Annotated in this window: 14 protein-coding genes, 1 tRNA gene and 1 pseudogene; 9 read left to right on the plus strand and 7 right to left on the minus strand. The window is 73.1% G+C overall.

Going from position 1 to position 21,085, the window contains the following annotated elements; translation table 11 throughout:
• The first annotated feature begins 214 nt into the window (after window positions 1-214).
• From BU198_RS02035 to BU198_RS02050, 4 genes are all read left to right on the plus strand, one after another.
• Window positions 215-997, plus strand: coding sequence for an alpha/beta fold hydrolase (locus BU198_RS02035; protein WP_188295070.1), 783 nt, complete (start codon window positions 215-217; stop codon window positions 995-997).
• A 263-nt stretch (window positions 998-1,260) separates the two neighbouring features.
• On the plus strand, window positions 1,261-2,379 hold the full coding sequence (locus BU198_RS02040) for a nucleotide disphospho-sugar-binding domain-containing protein (protein ID WP_188295071.1): 1,119 nt from the start codon (window positions 1,261-1,263) through the stop codon (window positions 2,377-2,379).
• A gap of 137 nt (window positions 2,380-2,516) precedes the next feature.
• Complete coding sequence (locus tag BU198_RS02045; protein ID WP_188295072.1) at window positions 2,517-6,185, plus strand: BTAD domain-containing putative transcriptional regulator; 3,669 nt, start codon at window positions 2,517-2,519, stop codon at window positions 6,183-6,185.
• A 411-nt stretch (window positions 6,186-6,596) separates the two neighbouring features.
• A complete protein-coding gene (locus BU198_RS02050; RefSeq protein ID WP_188295073.1) occupies window positions 6,597-7,910 on the plus strand; it encodes an MFS transporter in 1,314 nt (437 codons plus the stop codon).
• A gap of 44 nt (window positions 7,911-7,954) precedes the next feature.
• On the opposite strand, the gene BU198_RS02055 is transcribed toward BU198_RS02050, so the two are convergent.
• Both BU198_RS02055 and BU198_RS02060 read right to left on the minus strand, forming a co-directional pair.
• The gene (locus tag BU198_RS02055) at window positions 7,955-8,560 is read right to left on the minus strand and encodes a cysteine hydrolase (RefSeq protein WP_188295074.1); all 606 of its coding nucleotides are present in this window, start codon (window positions 8,558-8,560) and stop codon (window positions 7,955-7,957) included.
• Complete coding sequence (locus BU198_RS02060) at window positions 8,557-9,873, minus strand: MFS transporter (RefSeq protein WP_188295101.1); 1,317 nt, start codon at window positions 9,871-9,873, stop codon at window positions 8,557-8,559. The genes BU198_RS02055 and BU198_RS02060 overlap by 4 nt, the downstream gene beginning before the upstream one ends.
• 157 nt (window positions 9,874-10,030) lie before the next feature.
• Between BU198_RS02060 and BU198_RS02065 the strand changes: the two genes are divergently transcribed.
• Window positions 10,031-10,966, plus strand: coding sequence for a LysR family transcriptional regulator (locus BU198_RS02065; RefSeq protein WP_188295075.1), 936 nt, complete (start codon window positions 10,031-10,033; stop codon window positions 10,964-10,966).
• 54 nt (window positions 10,967-11,020) lie between these two features.
• On the opposite strand, the gene BU198_RS02070 is transcribed toward BU198_RS02065, so the two are convergent.
• Window positions 11,021-11,094, minus strand: a tRNA-Gly gene (locus BU198_RS02070).
• Window positions 11,095-11,368: 274 nt separating this feature from the next.
• Between BU198_RS02070 and BU198_RS02075 the strand changes: the two genes are divergently transcribed.
• Both BU198_RS02075 and dcd read left to right on the plus strand, forming a co-directional pair.
• Entirely contained in the window at window positions 11,369-11,590 is a 222-nt protein-coding gene (locus BU198_RS02075; protein ID WP_188295076.1) for a hypothetical protein, read from the plus strand.
• A 71-nt stretch (window positions 11,591-11,661) separates the two neighbouring features.
• The gene (dcd, locus tag BU198_RS02080; RefSeq protein WP_188295077.1) at window positions 11,662-12,237 is read left to right on the plus strand and encodes a dCTP deaminase; all 576 of its coding nucleotides are present in this window, start codon (window positions 11,662-11,664) and stop codon (window positions 12,235-12,237) included.
• Between the two features lie 90 nt (window positions 12,238-12,327).
• On the opposite strand, the gene BU198_RS02085 is transcribed toward dcd, so the two are convergent.
• The 4 genes and pseudogenes from BU198_RS02085 to BU198_RS02100 form a co-directional block, all read right to left on the minus strand.
• On the minus strand, window positions 12,328-13,224 hold the full coding sequence (locus tag BU198_RS02085) for a metal-dependent hydrolase (RefSeq protein ID WP_188295078.1): 897 nt from the start codon (window positions 13,222-13,224) through the stop codon (window positions 12,328-12,330).
• Between the two features lie 104 nt (window positions 13,225-13,328).
• On the minus strand, window positions 13,329-14,330 hold the full coding sequence (locus tag BU198_RS43675; protein ID WP_188295079.1) for a Yip1 family protein: 1,002 nt from the start codon (window positions 14,328-14,330) through the stop codon (window positions 13,329-13,331).
• Between the two features lie 258 nt (window positions 14,331-14,588).
• Window positions 14,589-15,662 (minus strand): annotated as a pseudogene (locus BU198_RS02095) (sugar phosphate nucleotidyltransferase); the annotation flags it as partial.
• Window positions 15,663-16,003: 341 nt separating this feature from the next.
• Window positions 16,004-18,229, minus strand: a complete 2,226-nt coding sequence (locus BU198_RS02100) for a (Fe-S)-binding protein (RefSeq protein ID WP_188295081.1) — start codon at window positions 18,227-18,229, stop codon at window positions 16,004-16,006.
• Window positions 18,230-18,538: 309 nt separating this feature from the next.
• On the opposite strand from BU198_RS02100, the gene dnaK reads away from it, so the two are divergent.
• On the plus strand, window positions 18,539-20,377 hold the full coding sequence (dnaK, locus tag BU198_RS02105; protein ID WP_188295082.1) for a molecular chaperone DnaK: 1,839 nt from the start codon (window positions 18,539-18,541) through the stop codon (window positions 20,375-20,377).
• The gene (gene grpE / locus BU198_RS02110) at window positions 20,374-20,991 is read left to right on the plus strand and encodes a nucleotide exchange factor GrpE (RefSeq protein ID WP_188295083.1); all 618 of its coding nucleotides are present in this window, start codon (window positions 20,374-20,376) and stop codon (window positions 20,989-20,991) included. The genes dnaK and grpE overlap by 4 nt, the downstream gene beginning before the upstream one ends.
• The last annotated feature ends 94 nt before the right edge of the window (window positions 20,992-21,085 follow it).

Here is a 21,085-nt window from a genome sequence, read left to right on the forward strand (position 1 = left end):
GGCATTCCGTCACTGCTTGGACGGCGGGCGGGCACGGGCAGTTGCGTTCCCCGTTCCTTCCCTCACCGTTCCCACACTTCCGAAGTGAACTGCACGGTGCAGTTGAATCACTGCTCTGCACTGTGTAGTTTACTTTTTGTGCCGCCAGCCGGCCCGGATCCGCCGACCGGCCCTTCCCGCCACGCCTTCTGACCCGCCATCGAGAGGACCCGCCATGCCCGTGATCACCATCGGCACCGCCCGCATCCCCTACCGCGTGGTCGGCGACGGCCCCGACACCCTCGTCCTGGTGCACGGCACCGGCCCCGGCTCCGCCATGTGGGACGGCCTGCTGGACGCCTTCACCGACCGCTACACGGTGCTGCTGCCCGACCTCTCCGGCAGCGAGTCCGCCGAGGACGACGGCGCGCCGCTCACCCTGGAGGCGCTCGCCGCCCAGGTCGCCGCCGTGATCGCGGACGCCGGCCGCGGCCCCGCCGACGTCCTCGGCTTCTCCCTGGGTGCCGTCGTCGCCACCGCGACCGCCGCCCTGCACCCCGGGCGGGTCCGCCGCCTGGTCGCCGCCGCCGGCTGGATCAGCGCGGAACAGGACGAGTACCTGCGGCTCTCCATGGCCACCTGGCTCTCGCTCGCCGGCCACCCCGCCGCGTTCGGCGGCTACGCCACCCTCACCGCCTTCAGCCGCGGCTTCCTCGACCGGATCGGGCGCACCGCCGTCGAGGCCAACACCGCCTACATGCGGCCGACTTCCGGCACCCTGCGGCACATCGCCCTCAACCTCGGCCTGGACCTCTCGCCACTGCTCCCGCGCGTCCAGGCCCCCGCGCTGGTGATCGGCTGCACCCAGGACGCCACCGTCCCGGTGGAGAACGCCCGGCGGCTGCACGACGCCCTGCCGGGCAGCGCCTACGCCGAGTTCGACACCGGCCACATCGTGCTCGCCGAGGAGACCGCGGCGTTCACCGGGACCGTCCGGGACTTCCTCGCCGCCGCCTGACCGCCTGCCGCCTACCGCCCGACCGGCCGCCGTCCGACCGGCCGTTGCCCGACCGCCGGAAGGGCGCGGACGGGGGCGCGGGCGTGGCCCCGAGGAGGGCGCGCACGGCCCGGACGACCGGCGCGTGGAGCACACCGGAGCCCGGGAAACAAGCCTCACACCAGAAAGGCCGATTACCGCGCATAGTGATCGGAATCAAATTGACTGAACGTCAACTTCAAAGGTGAGACTGCCTTGTTGACGACGTTCGCAAGGAGACGACCATGCGCATACTCTTCACCGGCCCCGCCTCGGCCGGTCACCTCTTCCCCATGGTGCCCACCGCCCAGGCGCTGCGCGCCGCCGGGCACGAGGTCCTGTTCGCCAGCGGACAGCCGCTCGACACGATCCGGGCCGCGGGCTTCCCCGTCGTCGAGATCGGCGACGGCCGGGAGCTGCCGGAGATCTTCGAGGAGCAGCTGGGCGGCAAGATCGAGTACATCAACCGGGACAAGACCCAGGACGAGATCTTCGACATGGCGGCCGCGAGCTTCGCGTACGCCTCCCGTCCCGGCGTGGACGGCCTGCTGGCCGCCGCCACCGACTGGGGCGCCGACCTGATCGTCCACGACTCCTTCCACGCCGCTCCCCCGCTGGTCGCCGCCCGGCTCAAGCTCCCGGTGGTGGTGCACAACTTCGGTGCCAGCCCCGGCCTTCCGATGATCGACCGGCTGGCCTCGCACGTACCCGACCTGTACGAGGCCTGGGGCCTGACCGGCCCTGCCGTCACCGCGGCGCTCAACGTCGGCCCGCTCGGCGGCGACCCGGACGGCCTGCCGATGCGCTACGTCCCGTACAACGGCGGCGGCATCGTCCCGGCCGAGTTCCTCCGCGAGGCCGAGCGCCCGCGGGTGGTCGTCACCCTGGGCACCGTGCTCGCCAAGCTCGACGGCGTCCGGTCGGTGGTCCGCCTGGTGGAGGCGGCGGCCGAGGTCGACGCCGACTTCCTGCTCGCGGTCAACGGCGCCGACCTCGCCCCGTTCGGCACGCTGCCCTCGAACGTCCGCGGCCTGCCCTGGGTCCCGCTCAACGAACTGCTCGGCCGCGCCGACGCGCTGATCCACCACGGCGGCTCCGGCACCATGCTGACCGCCCTCCAGGCCGGTCTGCCCCAGCTGCTGCTCCCGCAGGGCGCCGACCACTTCATCAACACGGAGGCCATCACCGCCACCGGCGCCGCCCTGCGCTCCACCTCCGACGCCGTCGACACCACGCTGCTCACCCGCCTGCTCACCGACGCCGCGCTCCGCGACGCCGCCCACCGCCTCCAGGCCGACAACGCCGCCCTGCCCACCCCGTCCGCCCTGGTCACCGCCCTGGAGGAGCTCGCCGCCCGCCGCTGACACCCGGACGCGGCACGGCTGCCGCAGGCCGGGTGGCCTGCGGTGGCCGGCTGTGGGGCGGGCGGTGGCAGGCGTCCCTTTCTTCGACGCATCGGTCTGGTCCAGACTGATCGCGGGCGACGGACGAGGGGGATGCCATGGCGGAGCGGACGTCGGCCCCGGAGCTTCCCCCCGACGGTCCCCCGGGCCGCCCGCCGGGCGATCCCGCGGACGGTCCCACCGGCGATCCGGTCCCGTTCGGCCCCCGGCTGCGGGCGTTCCGCAACCGGGCGGGGCTGAGCCAGGAGACGGCCGCGGCCCGGGCCGGGATCAGCACCAGGGCCCTGCGCGACATCGAACAGGACCGGGTCCGCCGCCCCCGGCCCGGCACCCTCCGACGGCTGGCCGGAGCACTGGACCTGACCGGCGGCGAGCTGGCCGACCTGTCGGACACCGTGCGCACCGGGCCGCCGCGCGGGGCCGGCCGACCGCGTCTGCTGGTCCTCGGTCCGCTCGCCCTCCAGCACGGCGGGACGCCCGTCCCGGTCACCAGTCCGACGCTGCGCCGCCTGCTCGGGCTGCTGGCGCTCAAGCACCCCGCGCCCGCCACCCGGCAGGAGATCACCGACACCCTCTGGCCGGCCGGTCCGCCCGACTCCCACCAGAGCCTGGTCCACACCTACGTCAGCCAGGTCCGCCGACTGCTGGAACCACCCGGACTGCGGACCGGCCCGCCGCCGCCGGCCGTCGTACGGACCCCCACCGGGTACCGGCTGGAGACGCCCCCGAACCAGATCGACCTCGGCCGGTTCGACGACCTGCTGACCCGGGCCCGACGCGCCCACCGCGTACCGGACCCGCAGGCCGCGTACGAATCGCTGACGCGGGCCCTGCTGTGGTGGCGGGGCCCGGTGCTCGCGGACGGGGACCCGGTGCTGCGCCGGCATCCCGCCGCGGTGGCCGCCGACGAGCGGCGGATCGCGGCGGCACTGCTGCACGCCGACACCGCGCTGCTACTGGGCCGCCCCGCGGAGGCCGTCCCGGTGCTGTCGGACCTGGTCAACGCCGAACCACTGCACGAGGGCCTGCACGCCCGGCTGATCCTCACCCTCGCCGGCGGCGGCGAACAGGCCGCCGCCCTCGACGTGTTCGGCCGTCTGCGCGACCGGCTCGACGAGGAACTGGGCATCACCCCCGGCGCGGAGGTCCGCGAGGCCCACCTCCGGGTGCTGCGCCGCCACCTGCCCCTCGGCGGACGGCCCGACCAGCCCGCCCCCACCGCGTCCGCCGTACCCGCCCCGGCCCGACCGCCGGCACCTGCCCCGGCCCAACTGCCCGCCAGGACCGGTTCCCACGTCGGACGGCTGCGGCAGCTGCGGGAACTGGACGCCCTGGTCTCGCCCGACCCGGCGCTGCGCCCTCAGGTGGTGGCGGTGGTCGGCGCGCCCGGGATCGGCAAGACCGCCCTCGCCACCCACTGGGCGCACGCGCGGCGCGAGCACTTCACGGACGGGCAGCTCTTCGTCGACCTGCGCGCCCACTCCCCGCTGCCGGCGCTGCGCCCCGGCGACGTCCTCGCGCAGTTCCTCCGGGCCCTGGGCACCGCGCCCGGCCGACTGCCCGCGGACGAGGGCGAGGCCGCCGCGCTCTACCGCACGCTGCTGGCCGACCGGCGGATGCTGATCGTGCTGGACGACGCGCGCGACGCCGAGCAGGTCAGGCCGCTCATCCCCGGCGCCCAGGGCTGCGCGGTGGTGGTCACCAGCCGCAGCCGGCTCGCCGGGCTGGTCGCGAGCGACGGCGCCCGGCGGACCGCCCTGGACGTCCTCGACCCGGACGAGGCCCGCCTGCTGCTGGGCGGCGTCGTCGGCGAGTGCCGGGCCGCGGCCGAGGAGGAGGCCGCCCGCCGGCTCGTCAGGGCGTGCGGCGGCCTGCCGCTGGCGATCCGGATCGCCGGCGCCAACCTGGTCGCCCGCGACGCCGGAATCGCCGACTACTGCGCCGAGTTGACGGGCGACGACCTGCTCAGCCGGCTGCACGTCGAAGGGGACCGGCGCTCGACGGTGCGGGCTGCCTTCGACCTCTCGTACCGCGCGCTCCCGGCCGACGCCCGGCGGATGTTCCGGCTGCTCGGCCTGATGCCCGGCCCGGACCTCACCGCGGACGGCGCCGCGGCCCTGGCGGGATCGGCCCCCGCCGGATCGGCCGGACTGCTGGCGCGCCTGACGGACGCCCATCTGGTGCAGGAACGCGCGGCGGGCCGCTTCGGGCTGCCCGAGCTGCTGCGCTCCTACGCCCGCGAGCTGGTCGGCACGGAGGAGGCGCACGCCGCCCGGCAGCGGCTCTTCGGCTGGTACCTCCACCGCACCGAAGCGGCCAACCGGCTGCTCTACCCCGCCGGACCGGCGGCGGGGCCGACGGGGCGCACGGGTACGACGGAGCGCGCGGGTACGGCGGCGGGGCGCGCGGGTACGGCGGGAGCCGGAGCGGGAACCGGAGCGGACTTCGCCGCCGTGGCGCTCTTCCACGACCACGCCCGGGCCTCGGCCTGGCTGGACGACGAGCGGGAGAGCCTGTCCGGGGCCGTCCTCCAGGCGTGCGCGGCAGGCCTCACCCCGATCGCCCGGCAGCTGGCGGAAAGCCTGCACGGCTACCTCTCCGCCGGGCGGTACACGGGCGACTGCCTCAAGGTCGCGACCGCCGGCCTGTCCGCCGCCGTCGCCGACGGCGAGCTGCGCGCCCAGGCCGCCGCCCAGCTGCGGCTCGCCGAATGCCACGGGGCACTGGCCGACGGCGCCCGGGCCCTGAACCTGACCGGCCGGGCACTGGAGCTCGCCCGGCAGGCCGACTGGCGCGACGGCCAGGCCCTGGCGCTGCGCCGCATCGGCGCCGCGCACGAGGGCACCGGCGCCGTACGGCTGGCGTACGACCACCTCGCCCAGGCCCTCGGCCTCACCGGGCGAGGCGCCGGGACGGAGAACCCCGACGACCTCACCAGGCTCGGGCTGATCTGCTGGAAGCTCGGGCGGCTGCACGAGGCCACCGGGCACTTCTCGCAGGTGGCCCAGCTCTTCCGCACCCTCGACCAGGCCGACGGGGAGGCGGTCGCGCACACCAACGTGGCGATCGTCCACCGCACGCTGGGCCGCCCCGGGGACGCGATCCGGGTGCTCGGCGAGACCCTGCCGATCCATCTGAGGAGCGGCAACAGGTTCAGCGAGTCGGTGGCGCTGAGCTGCCTCGCCGGCGCGCACACCGACGTCGGCGACCACGCCACGGGCCGGGTGCTGGCCCACACCGCGCTCGCCGCCGCGCAGGCGCTGCGCAACCGGGCCCTGGAGGCCAACGCCCTCCTCGCCCTCGGGGCCGCCCAGGAGCACGCTCCCGATCCGACCGACGCGGCCGACAGCTACCGGGAGGCGATCCGCCTCGCCGAGGCCGCGAACGACCGCTTCCCGCTGGTCGCCGCACTCGTCGGGCTCGCGACGGTCCAGGCGGGCCCGGACCCGCGGGCCGCCCTGCGCACTGCGGAGCGCGCCGTCGCGCTCGCCCGCGAGGCGGAGTTCCGGGTGCTCGAAGGCCGCGCCCTCGACGCCCTGGCCTGCGTCCGGGTACGGCTGGGCGAGGCGCGGACCGCCCTCGAACTCGGGCAGGACGCCCTCGACCTGCACCGCGCCACCGGGCACCGGCCGGGCGAGGCCCGCAGCCGGCTGACGCTCGGCTACGCGCAGTCGGCCCTGGGCGCGCGCGGCGAGGCGACCGGGCACTGGCGCGCGGCGGTGCGGCTCTCCCGGGCGATGGGCCGGAGAGGCATCCGGGTCCGCTGACGGCGGGCCCCGGCCCCCGTTGGCGGCAGGACAGCGGGACCGGCAGTTCCCCCGGTCCTGCCGGTTCCCGTGAGCCGGTCCTCGGCGATCGGCATGACCGCAGGTCAGCGGGGGTGGGCGCGGCCACAGCCGGCCTGCCCCGGGGCCGCCGTCGCTCTGGTCCGGCTGTGGGGGCCCGACCAGCCCGGCTCCGTACGGTGATCGCACCGCCGAGCCCTTCCCCACCGTCCACCGCCCGCCGCCGAGGTGACCCGTTGTCAGCGCCCGAATCCGAGTCCGAACCCGCGTACGCGCAGGTCCTCAAGGACCCCCGCATGAGCCGGTACGACCGCATCCCGCCGCGGCCGCCGCCCGTCCGGTGACCCGCACGATCCCCCACCCCCGCCCCCACCCCCGAAGGGTTGCAGCGTCATGGCCGAATGCCTGGCCGACCACACCGTGACGGCGACGTCCGTACCGATCGAGGACCGTCCCGCCGGAGACCGTCCCACCGAGGACCGTCCCGCCGAGGCACCACCGGCCGACACACCGGCGATCTGGTCCCGCAACTTCCGCTCCTACTTCACCGCCCGCAGCGCCGGCCTGCTCAGCTGGGCGATGCTGCCGGTCGCGGTCTCCGCCGGACTGCTCAGCGGCGGCTACGGCCTGGACACCGCGGGCTACGCGATGGCCTTCCTGGTCGGCCCGTTCGCCGGACTGGTGCTGTTCGGCGGGGTGCTCGCCGACCGCTTCACCGCCCGCCGGATGATGATCGGCGCCGACCTGGCCAACCTCGCCGCCCACGTACTGCTCGCCGTCCTGTTCATCCACGGCATCGACCACCTCTGGCAGCTGTACGCGCTGCTGGTGGTGGCGGGCACCGCCAACGCGATGTTCCAGCCCGGCGCCACCTCGACCGTCCCGCTGGTCGCCCGGGACGTCCAGGGCGCCAACGGGGTGCTGCGCACCGCCGAGGCGCTCACCGGGCTCGGCGGCCCCGCGCTGGCCGGCGCCCTGGTCGGGCTCGGAGCCACCGGCTGGGTGATGGTGATCTCCGCCGTGGCCTACGGGACCAGCGCGGTCTGCCTGTTCACGCTCCGGCTCGGCGCGGTGCCCGCCCCGCCGGCCGGCGAGAGCCTGTGGCGCAACCTGGTGGTCGGCTGGCAGGAGTTCCGTGCCCGCAGCTGGCTCTGGGGCGTGATCGTGATCTGGATGGTCTTCGCGGTGCTCTCCTGGGGGCCTCAGCTGTCGGTGGCCGCCGGCGTGATCGTGCCCGAGCACGGCGCGACCGCCTTCGGCCTGCTCAACTGCGCCCTGGGCGCCGGCACCGTGGCCGGCGGCCTGCTGGCGATCCGCTACAAGCCCGCCCACCCGCTGGCCGCCGGCGCCGTGGCGATGCTGGCCTTCCCGCTCTACCCGCTCGGCATCGTGCTGGACTGGCCGGTCTGGCTGCTCGCCGCCGCCCAGCTCGCGGTCGGCGCCGGGGTCGGCGTCTGGGGCGTCATGTGGGCGACCAGCGTGCAGACCCAGGTGCCGGGCGAGGTGCTCAACCGCGTCCACGCCTACGAGGTCGCCGGCTCCGTCGGGATGTACCCCATCGGCAGCGCCCTGGCCGGCCCGGCCGTCGGCGCCTTCGGCACCGACCGGGTCCTCCTGGTCGGCGTCGCGGTCGCCCTCCTCACCGCCATCGCCCTCCTCGCCACCCGCCCCATCCGCACCCTGCGCCGCGCCCCCGGCGCCACCTGAGGCCCGGTGCGACCTGAGCCCCGGTGCGACGGCCGCGGCCCGGGTCAGGCACCACCGAGGAGGGCGCCCAACTCCCCGACGCCGATGACGTGGGCCCGGGAGGGGAGGACCCGGCGGAGCAGGACCTCGTGGGCTTCGGCGTCCGGGTCCGCGACGCCGTCGGACAGGACGTAGAGCAGGTAGTCGCGGTCGGCCGCGTCGAGGACGGTGGACAGGACGGCACCGCCGGTACTGAGGCCGGCCACGACCAGCGTGGTGATCCCGCGCTCGCGCAGCTGCCGGTCGAGGCCGGTGGTGGACATGCCGCCGTGGCGGGTCTTGCGCACGACGATGTCACCGTCCCTGGGGGCCAGGCGCTCGTGGACGGCGGCGGCGGGGTCCCCGTCACGCATCACCCGGTGCCGGGCCAGCGGGGCGAAGGACCTGTTGGCGGCCGGGACCGCGTCCCAGTCGGCCTCGGTGAAGCCGAGGCGTACGTGGGCGACGGTGCCGCCCAGGGCCCGAACGTCGGCGATGGCGCCTTCCACCCGGCCGAGCAGGGCCTCGCGGTCGGCGGCCTCGGGCAGCGCGGCCAGGATCGCGGGCTGGCAGTCCAGGACGAGGAGCGCGGTGCGCGCGGGGTCGGGTGCGGGGGCGGGTGCGGTGCTCACGTGGTCGTCCTCCGTGCTGGTGGTGTGTCCGCCGCGGCGGCCGGCCGCGTGCCGTCCCGTCCTACGGCGCCCTGCGCGACCGCGCCCCGCCCGACGGCATCCCCTCCGGCCGAATCCCCTCGGGGAAGCAGGAGCGGGGTGGCCAGGATCAGCAGCCCCGCGACCGTGAGGGCGGTGCGCGGGCCGGTGGCGCCGGCGAGCAGGCCGCAGAGCGCGGTGCAGACCGCGATGGACGCCTGCTGGCCGATCGACCAGGCCGACAGGGTGCGGGCGACGAGGTGCTTCGGCGTGCGTTCGAGCCGGTAGGTGGCGAGCACCGGGGTGAACAGGCTCATGTTGATGATGATCGCCAGCTCGACGGCCATCACGGTGACGAGCCCGACCACGCCGGGGCCGACGAAGGCCAGGCCGATCAGCCAGACGGCGCGCAGGGTGCCGACGGTCCGGAAGACCCGGTCCCTGCCGTACCGGGCCACGACCCGCCGGGCCAGCCGGGATCCGATCAGTCCGCCGAGGCAGGGGACGGCGAAGGCGAGGCCGTACTGCCATGGGGCGAAGTCGAGTTGGCGCAGCAGGAGCACGGCGAGCACCGGCTCGGTGGCCATGATCAGACCGGAGACGAGCATGTTGTTGAGGTAGAGCGCCCGCAGGGCGCGGTCGCCCGTGATGTGCCGCCAGCCGTCGAGTACCGCACCCGCCCTGACCGGCTCCTTGCCGGCCGTCGGCGGCGCCTCCTCCCGGCCGCGGATCGCGGTGACGCCCAGCGCGGAGAGCAGGTAGCTGAGCGCGTCGGCCACCACGGTGGCGACCGGCCCGAACACGCCGATCGCCGCCCCGCCCAGCGGCGGCCCGACCGCGATGGAGCTCCAGTTCGTGGACTCGAAGCGCGCGTTGGCCACCAGCAGGTCATCCGGCCGGACGACGGCCTTGAGGTAGGCGCCACTGGCCGCGCCGAACGCGATCTTGGACGCCGCGACCACGATCGAGACCACCAGCAGCTGGACGAGGCCGAGCCGCCCGAAGGCGTAGGCGACCGGGATCGTCGCCATGGCCGCGAACCGGGTCAGGTCCATCGCGATCATCACCGGACGCTTGCGCCGGAACTCCACCCACGGCGCGAGCGGCACCGCGACCAGCGCGCCCACCGCGGGCCCCATCGCGGACAGCGCCGACACCTCGGCGGGGCCGGCGTGCAGCACCAGGACCGCGATCAGCGGCAGCGCCCCGAACCCCAGCCCGGAGCCGTACGCGCTCACCGCGTACGCCGCCCACAGCCAGCCGAACCGCCGGCCCAGCCGTCTCCTGCCCATCATGCCCGTCATGCCCATCACGCCCGATGCGCTCCCCTCGACGTCCGGCCGGACAAACCGGCGTTGACCGGTGGGAGCCAATCGGACGCCACGACAACGGGTCAAACAACCGCTCCACCTGCTCCGCACAACCAGGGGTTGTTCCCTAAGGTGGGTCGGCGTGGACCTCGAAGCAGTGCGCACCTTCGCCGCCATCGCGGAAGCCGGCCAGTTCCAGAAGGCCGCCGTCGACCTGTCCGTCACCCAGCAGGCCGTCTCCAAGCGCGTCGCCGCACTGGAGCGCGACCTCGGCGTGCGGCTGTTCACCCGTACCCCGCGCGGCGCCGAACTCACCATCGACGGACAGGCGTTCCTGCCGCACGCCCGCGAACTCCTGCGGGTCGCCGAGCGCGCGGTCGCGTCCGTACGCAGCGGCCGCCGCCCGCTGCGCGTCGACGTGATCGCCTCGCGCGGCGCGGCCTCGGGCCTGATGCGCGGCTTCCACGACGCGTACCCGGAGATCGACCTCGACGTGCTGATGCTGGTCGAGATCGACACCGCCATCGCCGCCATCCGCTCCGGCACGGTCGACGCCTCCTTCCGCGCCGTCGCCGCGCCCGGCCGGCCGCTGCCCGAGGACATCGCGTCGGTCCGCGTCCTCGACGAACCGCTCCAGCTCCTCACCGGCCCGGCCCACGCGCTGGCGGACGCCAAGTCGGTGACCGTCGCCGAGCTGGCCGGCCACCGGATCTGGATGCCCGGCATCGCCCCCGGCACCGAGTGGGGCGCCTACTACGCCGACCTCGTCGCCGAGTTCGGCCTCACCATCGAGGCGACCGGCCCCAACTTCGGCTCCGACGCACTCCTCGACACCATCGCCGACACCCCGGCCCTGGCCACCTTCATGAGCGAGCGGACCCGCCTCGTCTGGCCCACCGGCCACGGCCTGCGCCGCATCCCGGTCACCGACCCCACGCTCCTCTACCCCCACTCACTGCTCTGGCACCGCGACAACCCCCACCCGGCCCTCCCCACCCTCCGCACCCACCTCACCTCCACCCCCGACACCACCCCCACCCCCGACACCTGGACCCCCACCTGGGCCCTCCCCCACTGACCGGCCCCCGGACAACACAAAAGCCGCAGGTCATGTGACCTGCGGCTTTCGGTATGGAGCGGGCGACGAGAATCGAACTCGCGCTATAAGCTTGGGAAGCTCATGTTCTACCATTAAACTACGCCCGCCTGATGAGCCGTCAGAGACCGCTCGATCCAGTGTCACTGTACCCCATTCGGGACGGTGGATGCACAGGGGGTCGGCGGACGTGGCGGAGCAGGGTGGGGCGGGTGTGGGGGCGTACTGTTTGGGCCGCGTGCGAGTGCTCCGGCGGGTGGGGCCGGAGCGGCGAGCCATGGTGAGGATTGTCCGGAACATCCCCTAACGTGACGCTGCCCCGGGGCTCGGCCGCCGGGTGCGTGAGTACGGGTGAGTACCGGGTTAGGGATGGGAAGGGGATCGATGGAGCAGCGCGCCGTCGTTCGTTGTGCCGAGGGGCACCTGTTCAGCACCACCACGTTCCCGATGCAGAACCTCGGTCCTGGCCGGCTCGGGCCCGGGAGGTTGATCCGCTGTCCGCAGTGCGGGCGGCTGCGGAGTTCGGTACTGGCCGACGTGCGGGAGCTGTCCGGGCCGCAACTGGCGCGGGCGATGCGGTTGGAGGCCGCCGAGTTCCTGGCCTGACGGCCGGCGGGAGGACTGAGCGGCCCCGGACGGATTCGTCCGGGGCCGCGTCGTGCACGTAACCTCGAAGCGTGCTGCTCTCTGACAAGGACATCCGGACCGAAATCGAGCTGGGCCGGGTCGGCATCGCCCCGTTCGACCCGGCGATGATCCAGCCGTCGAGTATCGACGTGCGCCTCGACCGCTTCTTCCGCGTGTTCGAGAACCACAAGTACCCGCACATCGACCCCTCCGAGGAGCAGCCGGACCTGACCCGGCTGGTCGAGCCGGAGGGCGACGAGGCGTTCATCCTGCACCCCGGCGAGTTCGTGCTGGCCTCGACATACGAGGTCATCACTCTGCCCGACGACGTCGCGTCCCGGCTGGAGGGCAAGTCGAGCCTGGGCCGACTGGGCCTGCTGACCCACTCCACGGCCGGCTTCATCGACCCCGGCTTCAGCGGCCACGTGACGCTGGAGCTGTCGAACGTCGCCACGCTGCCGATCAAGCTGTACCCGGGCATGAAGATCGGGCAGCTGTGCCTGTTCCGGCTCTCCTCGCCCTCGGAGCACCCTTACGGCTCGGCGCGCTACGGCTCGCGCTACCAGGGCCAGCGCGGCCCGACGCCGTCCCGCTCGTACCTGAACTTCCACCGCAGCGAGATCTGACCGCAGCCACGCGGACCAGCGGGCACGACGGAGCGCACGCACGACGGGCGGCCGATCCCTCATGTGAGGGATCGGCCGCCCGCGGCGTTCTCAGGCCCGCTCGGGGCTGGTGACGGCGACCAGCTCGGTGCCGTCCTCGGACAGCCGCAGCTCGGTGCGCAGCCCGGTCAGCTCGCCGAGGTGGTGCAGGTGGGTGCCGCCGCAGAAGATCTGCGCGCCGCCCTCGGGCAGTTCGCAGTGCCACTGGCGGCGGGCGGTGAGCTCGGGGCCCGGCACCTCGATGCGGACCGGGGCGTCGGCGGCGACCCAGGCGGCGAGGCGGGCGTTGACGGCCTCGGTGAGGGCGGGCAGCGCGTCGGCCAGGGCCGGGAACTCCTCGGTGGCGTCCACCGTGAAGCCCTTCTTCTTCAGCGACTTGCCGAGCCGGTAGGTGTCGGTGCTGGCCGCGGTGTCCATCACCGAACTCGCCATCGCGAGGCTGTCGAAGTCCGGGTTGCCGAAGGCGTCCGAGCGGCCCGGGTCCTTGCGCCAGCGCGGGGCGAGCGCGGCGTTCAGGGCGAGGGCCAGCAGGTGGCAGCCGCTGTGCGAGGCGCTGAGGGCACCCCGGCGCTCCGCGTCGACGGCCAGTACGGCGGTGCGGCCGACCAGCTCGCCCGGGTCGCCGGAGTCGCCCAGGACGTGCAGGACCAGCCAGGACCACTCCTCGTCGCCGCGCCGGACCGGGATGTCGGCTCCGACCAGCAGTTCCCCGCCCTCCGGGCCGACGGCGCCGGTCAGGCAGTCGACCACGGCCAGCTCGGTGCCGTCCACGGTCAGGGTGCCGTGGTCGGCCGGCTGGTCGGGCCAGGTGTGGTCGAGCGGGTGGAACGGGGTCGCCTCGGTGACGACGGCGTACCGGCCGTCGGCCAGCCGGTGCACCGCGAGCACCGGGGACTCGCCGGTCACCGCCCCGGCCGGGAAGCTGACGTGGGTGGTGGGGAGGGTCATGCCTGGCTCCGGTGAGGGTGGGACGACGAGGGTGGGGCGGGCCCGGCGCTCGACCGCGGCCCGCCCCCATTCTGCCCTTCGCCCGGCGCCGGCCCGCGGGCGCCTCAGCCCAGCGTCGGCAGCTTGATCAGCACCAGCAGCGCGACCAGCTGAACGGCCGAGGCGCCCGCGGCCTTGCCCCAGGGCAGGTCGTGCAGCCGCCGGACCATGCTGGTCAGCAGGTACGCGCAGAGCATCCAGGTGGCCCAGCCGACGACCTGGACGACGACGCTGCCGGAGGGGAGCACCAGGTCGAGCAGCAGCCGGGGCGCGTCGGTGAGCCAGCCGATCAGGGCGGCCAGGCCGACGGTCGCCTTCCACGGGCCGTCGCCGCCCAGCTGACGGGCCAGCGCGTAGGTGACCCCGCCGAAGACCGCGCCGGCCACGGTGAACCCGATGGCGGCGGCGAGGATGCCGGTCAGCGCCACGGTGAAGGTCGAGTTGACGATGTCGTCGTGGGTCAGCCCGATGCCGAGCACCGCGAGCGCGCCGTACAGCAGCGAGACGGTGACGGCGGGCAGCCAGACCTGGTGGTCCCGGGTGCGGTCGAAGATCGCGGTCGGCGTGCGGAACAGGCCGGTGAACAGCTCGCGCCAGTGCGGCCTCGGCCCGGCGACGTGCGGGGCGGACTGGCCGCCGGCCCGGTAGACGGCGACGTTGTCCTCGCCGTATCCCTGGTCCTGGCCGTACCCCTGGTCCTCGCCGTACCCCTGCTCCTGGCCGTACGGCTGCCCGCCCTGCTCCGGCCCGGGCCCGTACGGGTACCCCCCGTCCTGCCCGTACCCCTGCCCGGAGCCGTACGGCTGCTGCCCGTACGGGCCGCCGGCCGCGTACGGGTCGCCGGCCGGGAAGGCCCTGGTGTTGCCGGGCCGGTCCGCCGCGTACGGGTCCTGCCCGTCCCCCGTCCGGTGCCCGGGCCCGCCGGGCGCCCCCTGGTGCGGGCCCGTGAAGTACTCCGGCCCGTCCGTCGCCCCGTGCCCCCCGGGCGCCCCCGGCGGCGGCGGAGCCGACCATCCGCCGTGCGGACGGTCCGCGCCCTGACCGCTGTCGTATCGATTACCAGCCACGGTCCGAAGGTACCCGTCCGGCCCGGCCCGCGTCCGCCCCGGACGGAGCCGGGGCCGGTTTGCAGCGAGGCTGAGACGAACGGGGCCGAAAACCCGTGGGAACGGGCCCGTCAGCGGCTCCCGGAAACCCGGCGGCTCCCGGAAATCCCGGAACCCCGGGGCTCCTCCGGAACCCCGGCGGCGCTACCGCTGCGCGCCGACCGAGGGCCCGTGCACCGCCGCGGCCGCGCTGGTGCCGGCCGGGCAGCCGCCCGGGCCGGCCGAGGTGCGCACCGCGCCGACCGGCAGCAGGGTGCCGCAGGCGATCCGGACGCCGTTCGGCAGCTCGTTGTCCGACTCCACGATCGCGCCGTCGCCGATCACCGCGCCGTCCAGCGCCGAACGGTCGCCGATGGTGGCGAAGGCGCCCACGATCGAGTCCTTGACCAGGCTGTCGGAGCCGATCACCGCGCCCGGCAGGATCACGCTGCCCTCGACGATCGCACCGGCCTCGACCACCGCGTCCTCGGAGATCACGGTGCCGCCGCTGAGCACCGCGCCCGGGTGGACGGTGGCGCCGGGCAGCAGCAGGGCGTCACCGGTCGGGCCGGGGACGGCCGGGGAGTCGACCTTGCCGAGCACCAGGTCGGCCGAGCCGCGGACGAAGGCCGCCGGGGTGCCCAGGTCCAGCCAGTACGAGGTGTCGACGACGCCGCGCAGCAGCGCGCCGGTGGCCAGCAGCTCGGGGAAGGTCTCGCGCTCGACGGACACCTCCCGGCCGGCCGGGATGCGGTCGATCACGGACCGGGTGAAGACGTAGCAGCCGGCGTTGATCTGGTCGGTGACGATCTGCTCCGGGGTCTCCGGCTTCTCCAGGAACTCCAGCACCCGTCCGTTCCCGTCGGTCGGGACGAGGCCGAAGGCCCGCGGGTCCTCGACCCGGGTCAGGTGCAGGGTGACGTCGGCCCCGGCGGCCACGTGGCCGTCGCGCAGGGCGGCGATGTCGAGACCGGAGAGGATGTCCCCGTTGAAGACCAGGACCGGTTCGTCCGGGCCGCAGGTCAGGCCCGAGGCGGCGTTGCGGATCGCCCCGCCGGTGCCCAGCGGCTCGCGCTCGGTCAGGTAGACCAGCTCGATGCCGTACGGGGTGCCGTCCTGGAAGTGGTCCTCGAACACCTCGGCCAGGTACGAGGTCGCCAGCACGACGCGGGTGACGCCGGCGGCGGCCGCGCGGGCCAACTGGTGCGCGATGAACGGGACGCCTGCCACCGGCAGCATCGGCTTGGGGGTGTGGGTGGTCAGCGGACGCAGTCGCGTGCCCTTACCACCGACCAGCATGATCGCCTCGGTCATGGTCTGCGCTGTTCCCCTTGTGGTCTCTGCGGCCCGGCCCTGCGGGCCGATACCTCCGTCGTCGGTCTGGACCCGGCCGTCCGGCCTGCGCGGGTCGCCACCCGCCCGGGCTTCCGTCCGGACGGGTCGACCGGCACCGAGCCGGTCCGGGCCTACTGTATTTGCTTCCGACCGAATGCCCGTCCGGCGCCTGTGCGATTGCCGTCGCTCGCCGTACGCCCGCCGTACCGGCGCAGGCCGTCCGGGTCGTCCGAAAGCCCGGCCCGGCGGGCGCGTTCGCGGCGTCCACCGGGCCGGGCAGTTGTAGCAGAACTGTCGAACAGCGGGCTCCGCGGCGGTCGTTACGCGTCCACCGTCGCGGGCTGCTCCTCGTTCCCGGCCGGCGGCAGGGCCTTCACCGAGTCGAGCAACAGCTGGGCCACGTCGACCACCTTCAGGTGTTCCTTGGCCGCGCCCTCGTTCTTCTTGCCGTTGACCGAGTCGGAGAGCATCACCAGGCAGAACGGGCAGGCGGTGGAGACGATGTCCGGGTCGAGCGACAGCGCCTCGTCCACGCGCTCGGTGTTGATCCGCTTGCCGATGCGCTCCTCCATCCACATCCGGGCACCGCCGGCGCCGCAGCAGAAGCCGCGCTCCTTGTGCCGGTGCATCTCCTGCTGGCGCAGACCGGGGACCTTGTCCATGATCTCGCGCGGCGGGCTGTAGACCTTGTTGTGGCGGCCCAGGTAGCAGGGGTCGTGGTAGGTGATCAGGCCCTCGACCGGGTTGACCGGGACGAGCTTGCCCTCGTCGATGAGGTGCTGGAGCAGCTGGGTGTGGTGGATGACCTCGAAGTGGCCGCCCAGCTGCGGGTACTCGTTGGCGATGGTGTTGAAGCAGTGCGGGCAGGTGGCCACGATCCGCTTGACCGGCGCGTCCTCCAGGGCCGCGTTCAGCGTCTCCACGTTCTGGGCGCCGAGCATCTGGAAGAGGAACTCGTTGCCCAGGCGGCGGGCGGAGTCACCGGTGCAGGACTCCTCCTTGCCGAGGATCGCGAACTTCACGCCCGCGGTGTGCAGCAGCTCGGCGAAGGCCTTGGTGGTCTTCTTGGCGCGGTCCTCCAGGGCGCCGGCGCAGCCGACCCAGTAGAGGTACTCGACCTCGGCGGGGTCGATGTCCTCACCGATCACCGGCACCTCGATGCCGGTCTCCTTCTGGAGCTCCTTGACCCAGGCCAGGCGGGCCTTGGTGGCCATGCCCCACGGGTTGCCCTTGTTCTCCAGGTTCTTGAGCATCGTCCCGGCCTCGGTCGGGAACGAGGACTCGATCATCACCTGGTAGCGGCGCATGTCGACGATGTGGTCGATGTGCTCGATGTCCACCGGGCACTGCTCGACGCAGGCGCCGCAGGTGGTGCAGGACCACAGCACGTCCGGGTCGATGACGCCGCCCTCCTCGGCGGTGCCGATCAGCGGGCGCTCGGCCTCGGCCAGGGCGGCCGCCGGAACGTCCTTGAGCTGCTCGGGGCTCGCCTGCTCCTCCCCTTCGGCGGACTTGCCGCCGCCGGCCAGCAGGTACGGCGCCTTGCCGTAGGCGTGCTCGCGCAGGCTCATGATCAGCAGCTTCGGCGAGAGCGGCTTGCCGGTGTTCCAGGCCGGGCACTGCGACTGGCAGCGGCCGCACTCGGTGCAGGTGGAGAAGTCGAGGATGCCCTTCCAGGAGAAGTGCTCGACCTGGGAGACGCCGAACACGGCGTCCTCGGCCGGGTCCTCGAAGTCGATCGGCTGACCGTTGCTGGTCATCGGACGCAGGGCGCCGAGCGCGGTGCCGCCGTCCTCCTCGCGCTTGAAGTAGATGTTGAAGAAGCCGAGGAAGCGGTGCCAGGCCACGCCCATCGAGGGGTTGAGGCCGATGGTGGTCGCCCACGCGAACGAGATGCAGATCTTCAGCATCGCGAACAGGTAGATCAGGTTCTCCAGCGTGCCGTGCGACAGGCCGCTCAGCGCGGAGACCAGCGGGTACGAGACCAGGTGCTCGGGGCCGTACGAGTCGACGCCGTTGAGGGCGCCCTCCAGGGCGCGCAGCATCAGGATGCACAGGCCGATGCCGAGGATCGTGTACTCGACGTAGAAGGCCTGCCAGGCGATCGAGCCGGCGAACCGGGACTTGCGGCCGGACCTGGACGGCAGGCTCATCAGCCGGATCACGATCAGGACCAGGATCCCGAGCGTGGTCAGGGTGCCGATCAGCTCGACGAAGAGCTGCCAGATCATCCAGTGGCCGATGACCGGCAGCGCGAAGTCCGCGTCGAAGAGCTGGCCGAAGGCGTTGACGATGGTCAGCACCAGGCTGAAGAAGCCGACCGCGACGAACCAGTGGGCGATGCCGACGATCCCCCAGCGGTTCATCCTGGTGTGGCCGAAGAACTCGGTCGCGAGGGTCTTCGCCCGCTGGGCGGGCTGCCCGAAGCGGGTGGCGTCGTCCGCACCCGTGCGGACCACCTTGTAGATGTACAGCGCCGCACGGGCGGCGAGCGCGGTGCCGATCACGAACGTGACCAGCGAGATGACGATCGCTGCTAGCTGCATCGGCTCTCCGTCTCCTGCGGCTTTGCTGTTGAACAGGCCCTGCGGCCCTACGGTCTTCGGGCTGATTGTACTGGTCGGTAACTTGCCGGGCCGACGGCCCGGACATTACCGGTGGACAACGGTTCCCCAGAAGATTCCCAAGCTATGGCGACAGTCACGTGGGCGCACCCCGCCACGGCGTGGCGCAGGTCTCCGGAGCGATTCCGCTCAGCAAAGTTGAGCGCCGGACACTCAGGCCTGTTGACGCCGCCCGCCGGGTCGTGCATCCTTGAGCCTGTAAAGCTCAACTCTTCCGTGGAGGTATTTACGATGGCACGCGCGGTCGGCATCGACCTCGGTACGACGAACTCGGTCGTCAGCGTTCTGGAGGGTGGCGAGCCCACCGTCATCACGAACGCAGAGGGTGCGCGGACCACGCCGTCCGTCGTCGCCTTCGCCAAGAACGGCGAGGTGCTCGTCGGCGAGGTGGCCAAGCGCCAGGCGGTCACCAACGTCGACCGCACCATCCGCTCGGTCAAGCGCCACATGGGCACCGGGTGGAAGATCAACATCGATGGCAAGGACTTCAACCCCCAGCAGATCTCGGCCTTCGTGCTCCAGAAGCTGAAGCGCGACGCCGAGGCGTACCTGGGCGAGACCGTCACCGACGCCGTCATCACCGTCCCGGCGTACTTCAACGACTCGGAGCGCCAGGCGACCAAGGAGGCCGGCGAGATCGCGGGCCTCAACGTCCTGCGCATCGTCAACGAGCCGACCGCGGCCGCCCTCGCGTACGGCCTCGACAAGGACGACCAGACCATCCTGGTCTTCGACCTCGGCGGCGGCACCTTCGACGTCTCCCTGCTGGAGATCGGCGACGGGGTCGTCGAGGTGAAGGCCACCAACGGTGACAACCACCTCGGTGGCGACGACTGGGACCAGCGCGTCGTCGACCACCTGGTCAAGGTCTTCCAGGCCGGCCACGGCGTCGACCTGTCCAAGGACAAGATGGCCCTCCAGCGTCTGCGCGAGGCGTCCGAGAAGGCCAAGATCGAGCTGTCCTCGTCCTCCGAGACCTCGATCAACCTGCCGTACATCACGGCCTCTGCCGAGGGCCCGCTGCACCTGGACGAGAAGCTCACCCGGGCCCAGTTCCAGCAGCTGACCTCGGACCTGCTGGAGCGCTGCAAGGTCCCGTTCCACAACGTGATCAAGGACGCCGGCATCTCGCTCTCCGAGATCGACCACGTCGTCCTGGTCGGTGGCTCGACCCGCATGCCGGCCGTCGCCGAGCTCGTCAAGGAGCTGACCGGCGGTCAGGACGCCAACAAGGGCGTCAACCCGGACGAGGTCGTCGCCATCGGCGCCGCGCTCCAGGCCGGTGTCCTCAAGGGCGAGGTCAAGGACGTCCTCCTGCTGGACGTCACCCCGCTGTCCCTCGGCATCGAGACCAAGGGCGGCATCATGACCAAGCTGATCGAGCGCAACACCACGATCCCGACCAAGCGCTCCGAGATCTTCACCACGGCCGAGGACAACCAGCCGTCCGTGCAGATCCAGGTCTACCAGGGCGAGCGCGAGATCGCGGCGTACAACAAGAAGCTCGGGATGTTCGAGCTGACCGGCCTGCCGCCGGCCCCGCGTGGCCTGCCGCAGATCGAGGTCACCTTCGACATCGACGCCAACGGCATCATGCACGTCGGTGCCAAGGACCTCGGCACCGGCAAGGAGCAGAAGATGACCGTCACCGGCGGCTCCTCGCTGCCGAAGGACGAGGTCGACCGGATGCGCCGCGAGGCCGAGCAGTACGCCGAGGACGACCACAAGCGCCGCGAGTCCGTGGAGACCCGCAACTCCGCCGAGCAGCTCGTCTACTCGACCGAGAAGTTCATCGCCGACAACGCCGACAAGCTGCCGGGCGACGTCAAGGCCGAGGTCGAGACCGCCATCGGCGAGCTCAAGGAGGCCCTGAAGGGCGAGGACATCGCGAAGATCCGCGAAGCCTCGGAGAAGGTCTCCACCACCGCGCAGAAGCTCGGCCAGGCGCTGTACGCCAACGCCGACGCCGCCGGTGCCGCCCCCGCCGGTGACTCCGCCCAGGCCAAGGACGACGACGTCGTCGACGCCGAGATCGTGGACGACGAGAAGCCCAAGGGCGGTGCGGCATGACGGACAAGCCGCAGGGCGGCAAGCCCGGCGACGACTCCGCCGCCGAAGAGGCCGTGATCAAGGCTGCCGAGGAGGCCGCCGCCGGCGGCTCCGGGGAGTCCGGTTCGGATGACCTCGCCGCCGCCAAGCGCGAGCTCTCCGAGCGCACCGGTGACCTCCAGCGCCTCCAGGCCGAGTACCAGAACTACCGCAAGCGGGTCGAGCGCGACCGGCTGACCGTCCGCGAGATCGCCGTCTCCAACATCCTGGAGTCGCTGATCCCGGTCCTGGACGACATCGGCCGCGCCCGTGAGCACGGCGAGGTGACGGGCGGCTTCAAGTCCGTCGCCGAGTCGCTGGAGACGGTCGTCGCCAAGCTGGGCCTCCAGCAGTTCGGCAAGGAGGGCGAGCCCTTCGACCCGACCATGCACGAGGCGCTGATGCACAGCTACTCCTCGGACGTCACCGAGGACACCTGCGTGCAGGTCCTCCAGCCCGGCTACCGCATCGGCGAGCGGATCATCCGCCCGGCGATGGTGGCCGTCGCGGAACCGCAGCCCGGCAGCCAGGCGTCCTCGGACGCCGAGGCCAAGTCCGCCGACCCGGACAAGTCCGACGGTGGCTCGGACAGCTGACAACCTGTGACAGCTGACACCCAGTGCGCTGCGGAGTCGTACGCCGGCAAGGACGGCGGCCGGCTCCGCAGCGCACTGTCGATGGCTCTTCTTT

The organism is Streptomyces sp. CBMA156, from assembly GCF_014596515.1.
GTDB lineage: Bacteria > Actinomycetota > Actinomycetes > Streptomycetales > Streptomycetaceae > Kitasatospora.

Excerpts from the sequence above, each read along its gene's own strand:
- BU198_RS02035 (WP_188295070.1), top strand. The coding sequence starts at position 215 with ATGCCCGTGATCACCATCGGCACCGCCCGCATCCCCTACCGCGTGGTC.
- BU198_RS02040 (WP_188295071.1), top strand. The coding sequence starts at position 1,261 with ATGCGCATACTCTTCACCGGCCCCGCCTCGGCCGGTCACCTCTTCCCC.
- BU198_RS02045 (WP_188295072.1), top strand. The coding sequence starts at position 2,517 with ATGGCGGAGCGGACGTCGGCCCCGGAGCTTCCCCCCGACGGTCCCCCG.
- BU198_RS02050 (WP_188295073.1), top strand. The coding sequence starts at position 6,597 with ATGGCCGAATGCCTGGCCGACCACACCGTGACGGCGACGTCCGTACCG.
- BU198_RS02060 (WP_188295101.1), bottom strand. The coding sequence starts at position 9,873 with ATGATGGGCAGGAGACGGCTGGGCCGGCGGTTCGGCTGGCTGTGGGCG.
- BU198_RS02075 (WP_188295076.1), top strand. The coding sequence starts at position 11,369 with ATGGAGCAGCGCGCCGTCGTTCGTTGTGCCGAGGGGCACCTGTTCAGC.
- BU198_RS02085 (WP_188295078.1), bottom strand. The coding sequence starts at position 13,224 with ATGACCCTCCCCACCACCCACGTCAGCTTCCCGGCCGGGGCGGTGACC.
- BU198_RS02100 (WP_188295081.1), bottom strand. The coding sequence starts at position 18,229 with ATGCAGCTAGCAGCGATCGTCATCTCGCTGGTCACGTTCGTGATCGGC.
- dnaK (WP_188295082.1), top strand. The coding sequence starts at position 18,539 with ATGGCACGCGCGGTCGGCATCGACCTCGGTACGACGAACTCGGTCGTC.
- grpE (WP_188295083.1), top strand. The coding sequence starts at position 20,374 with ATGACGGACAAGCCGCAGGGCGGCAAGCCCGGCGACGACTCCGCCGCC.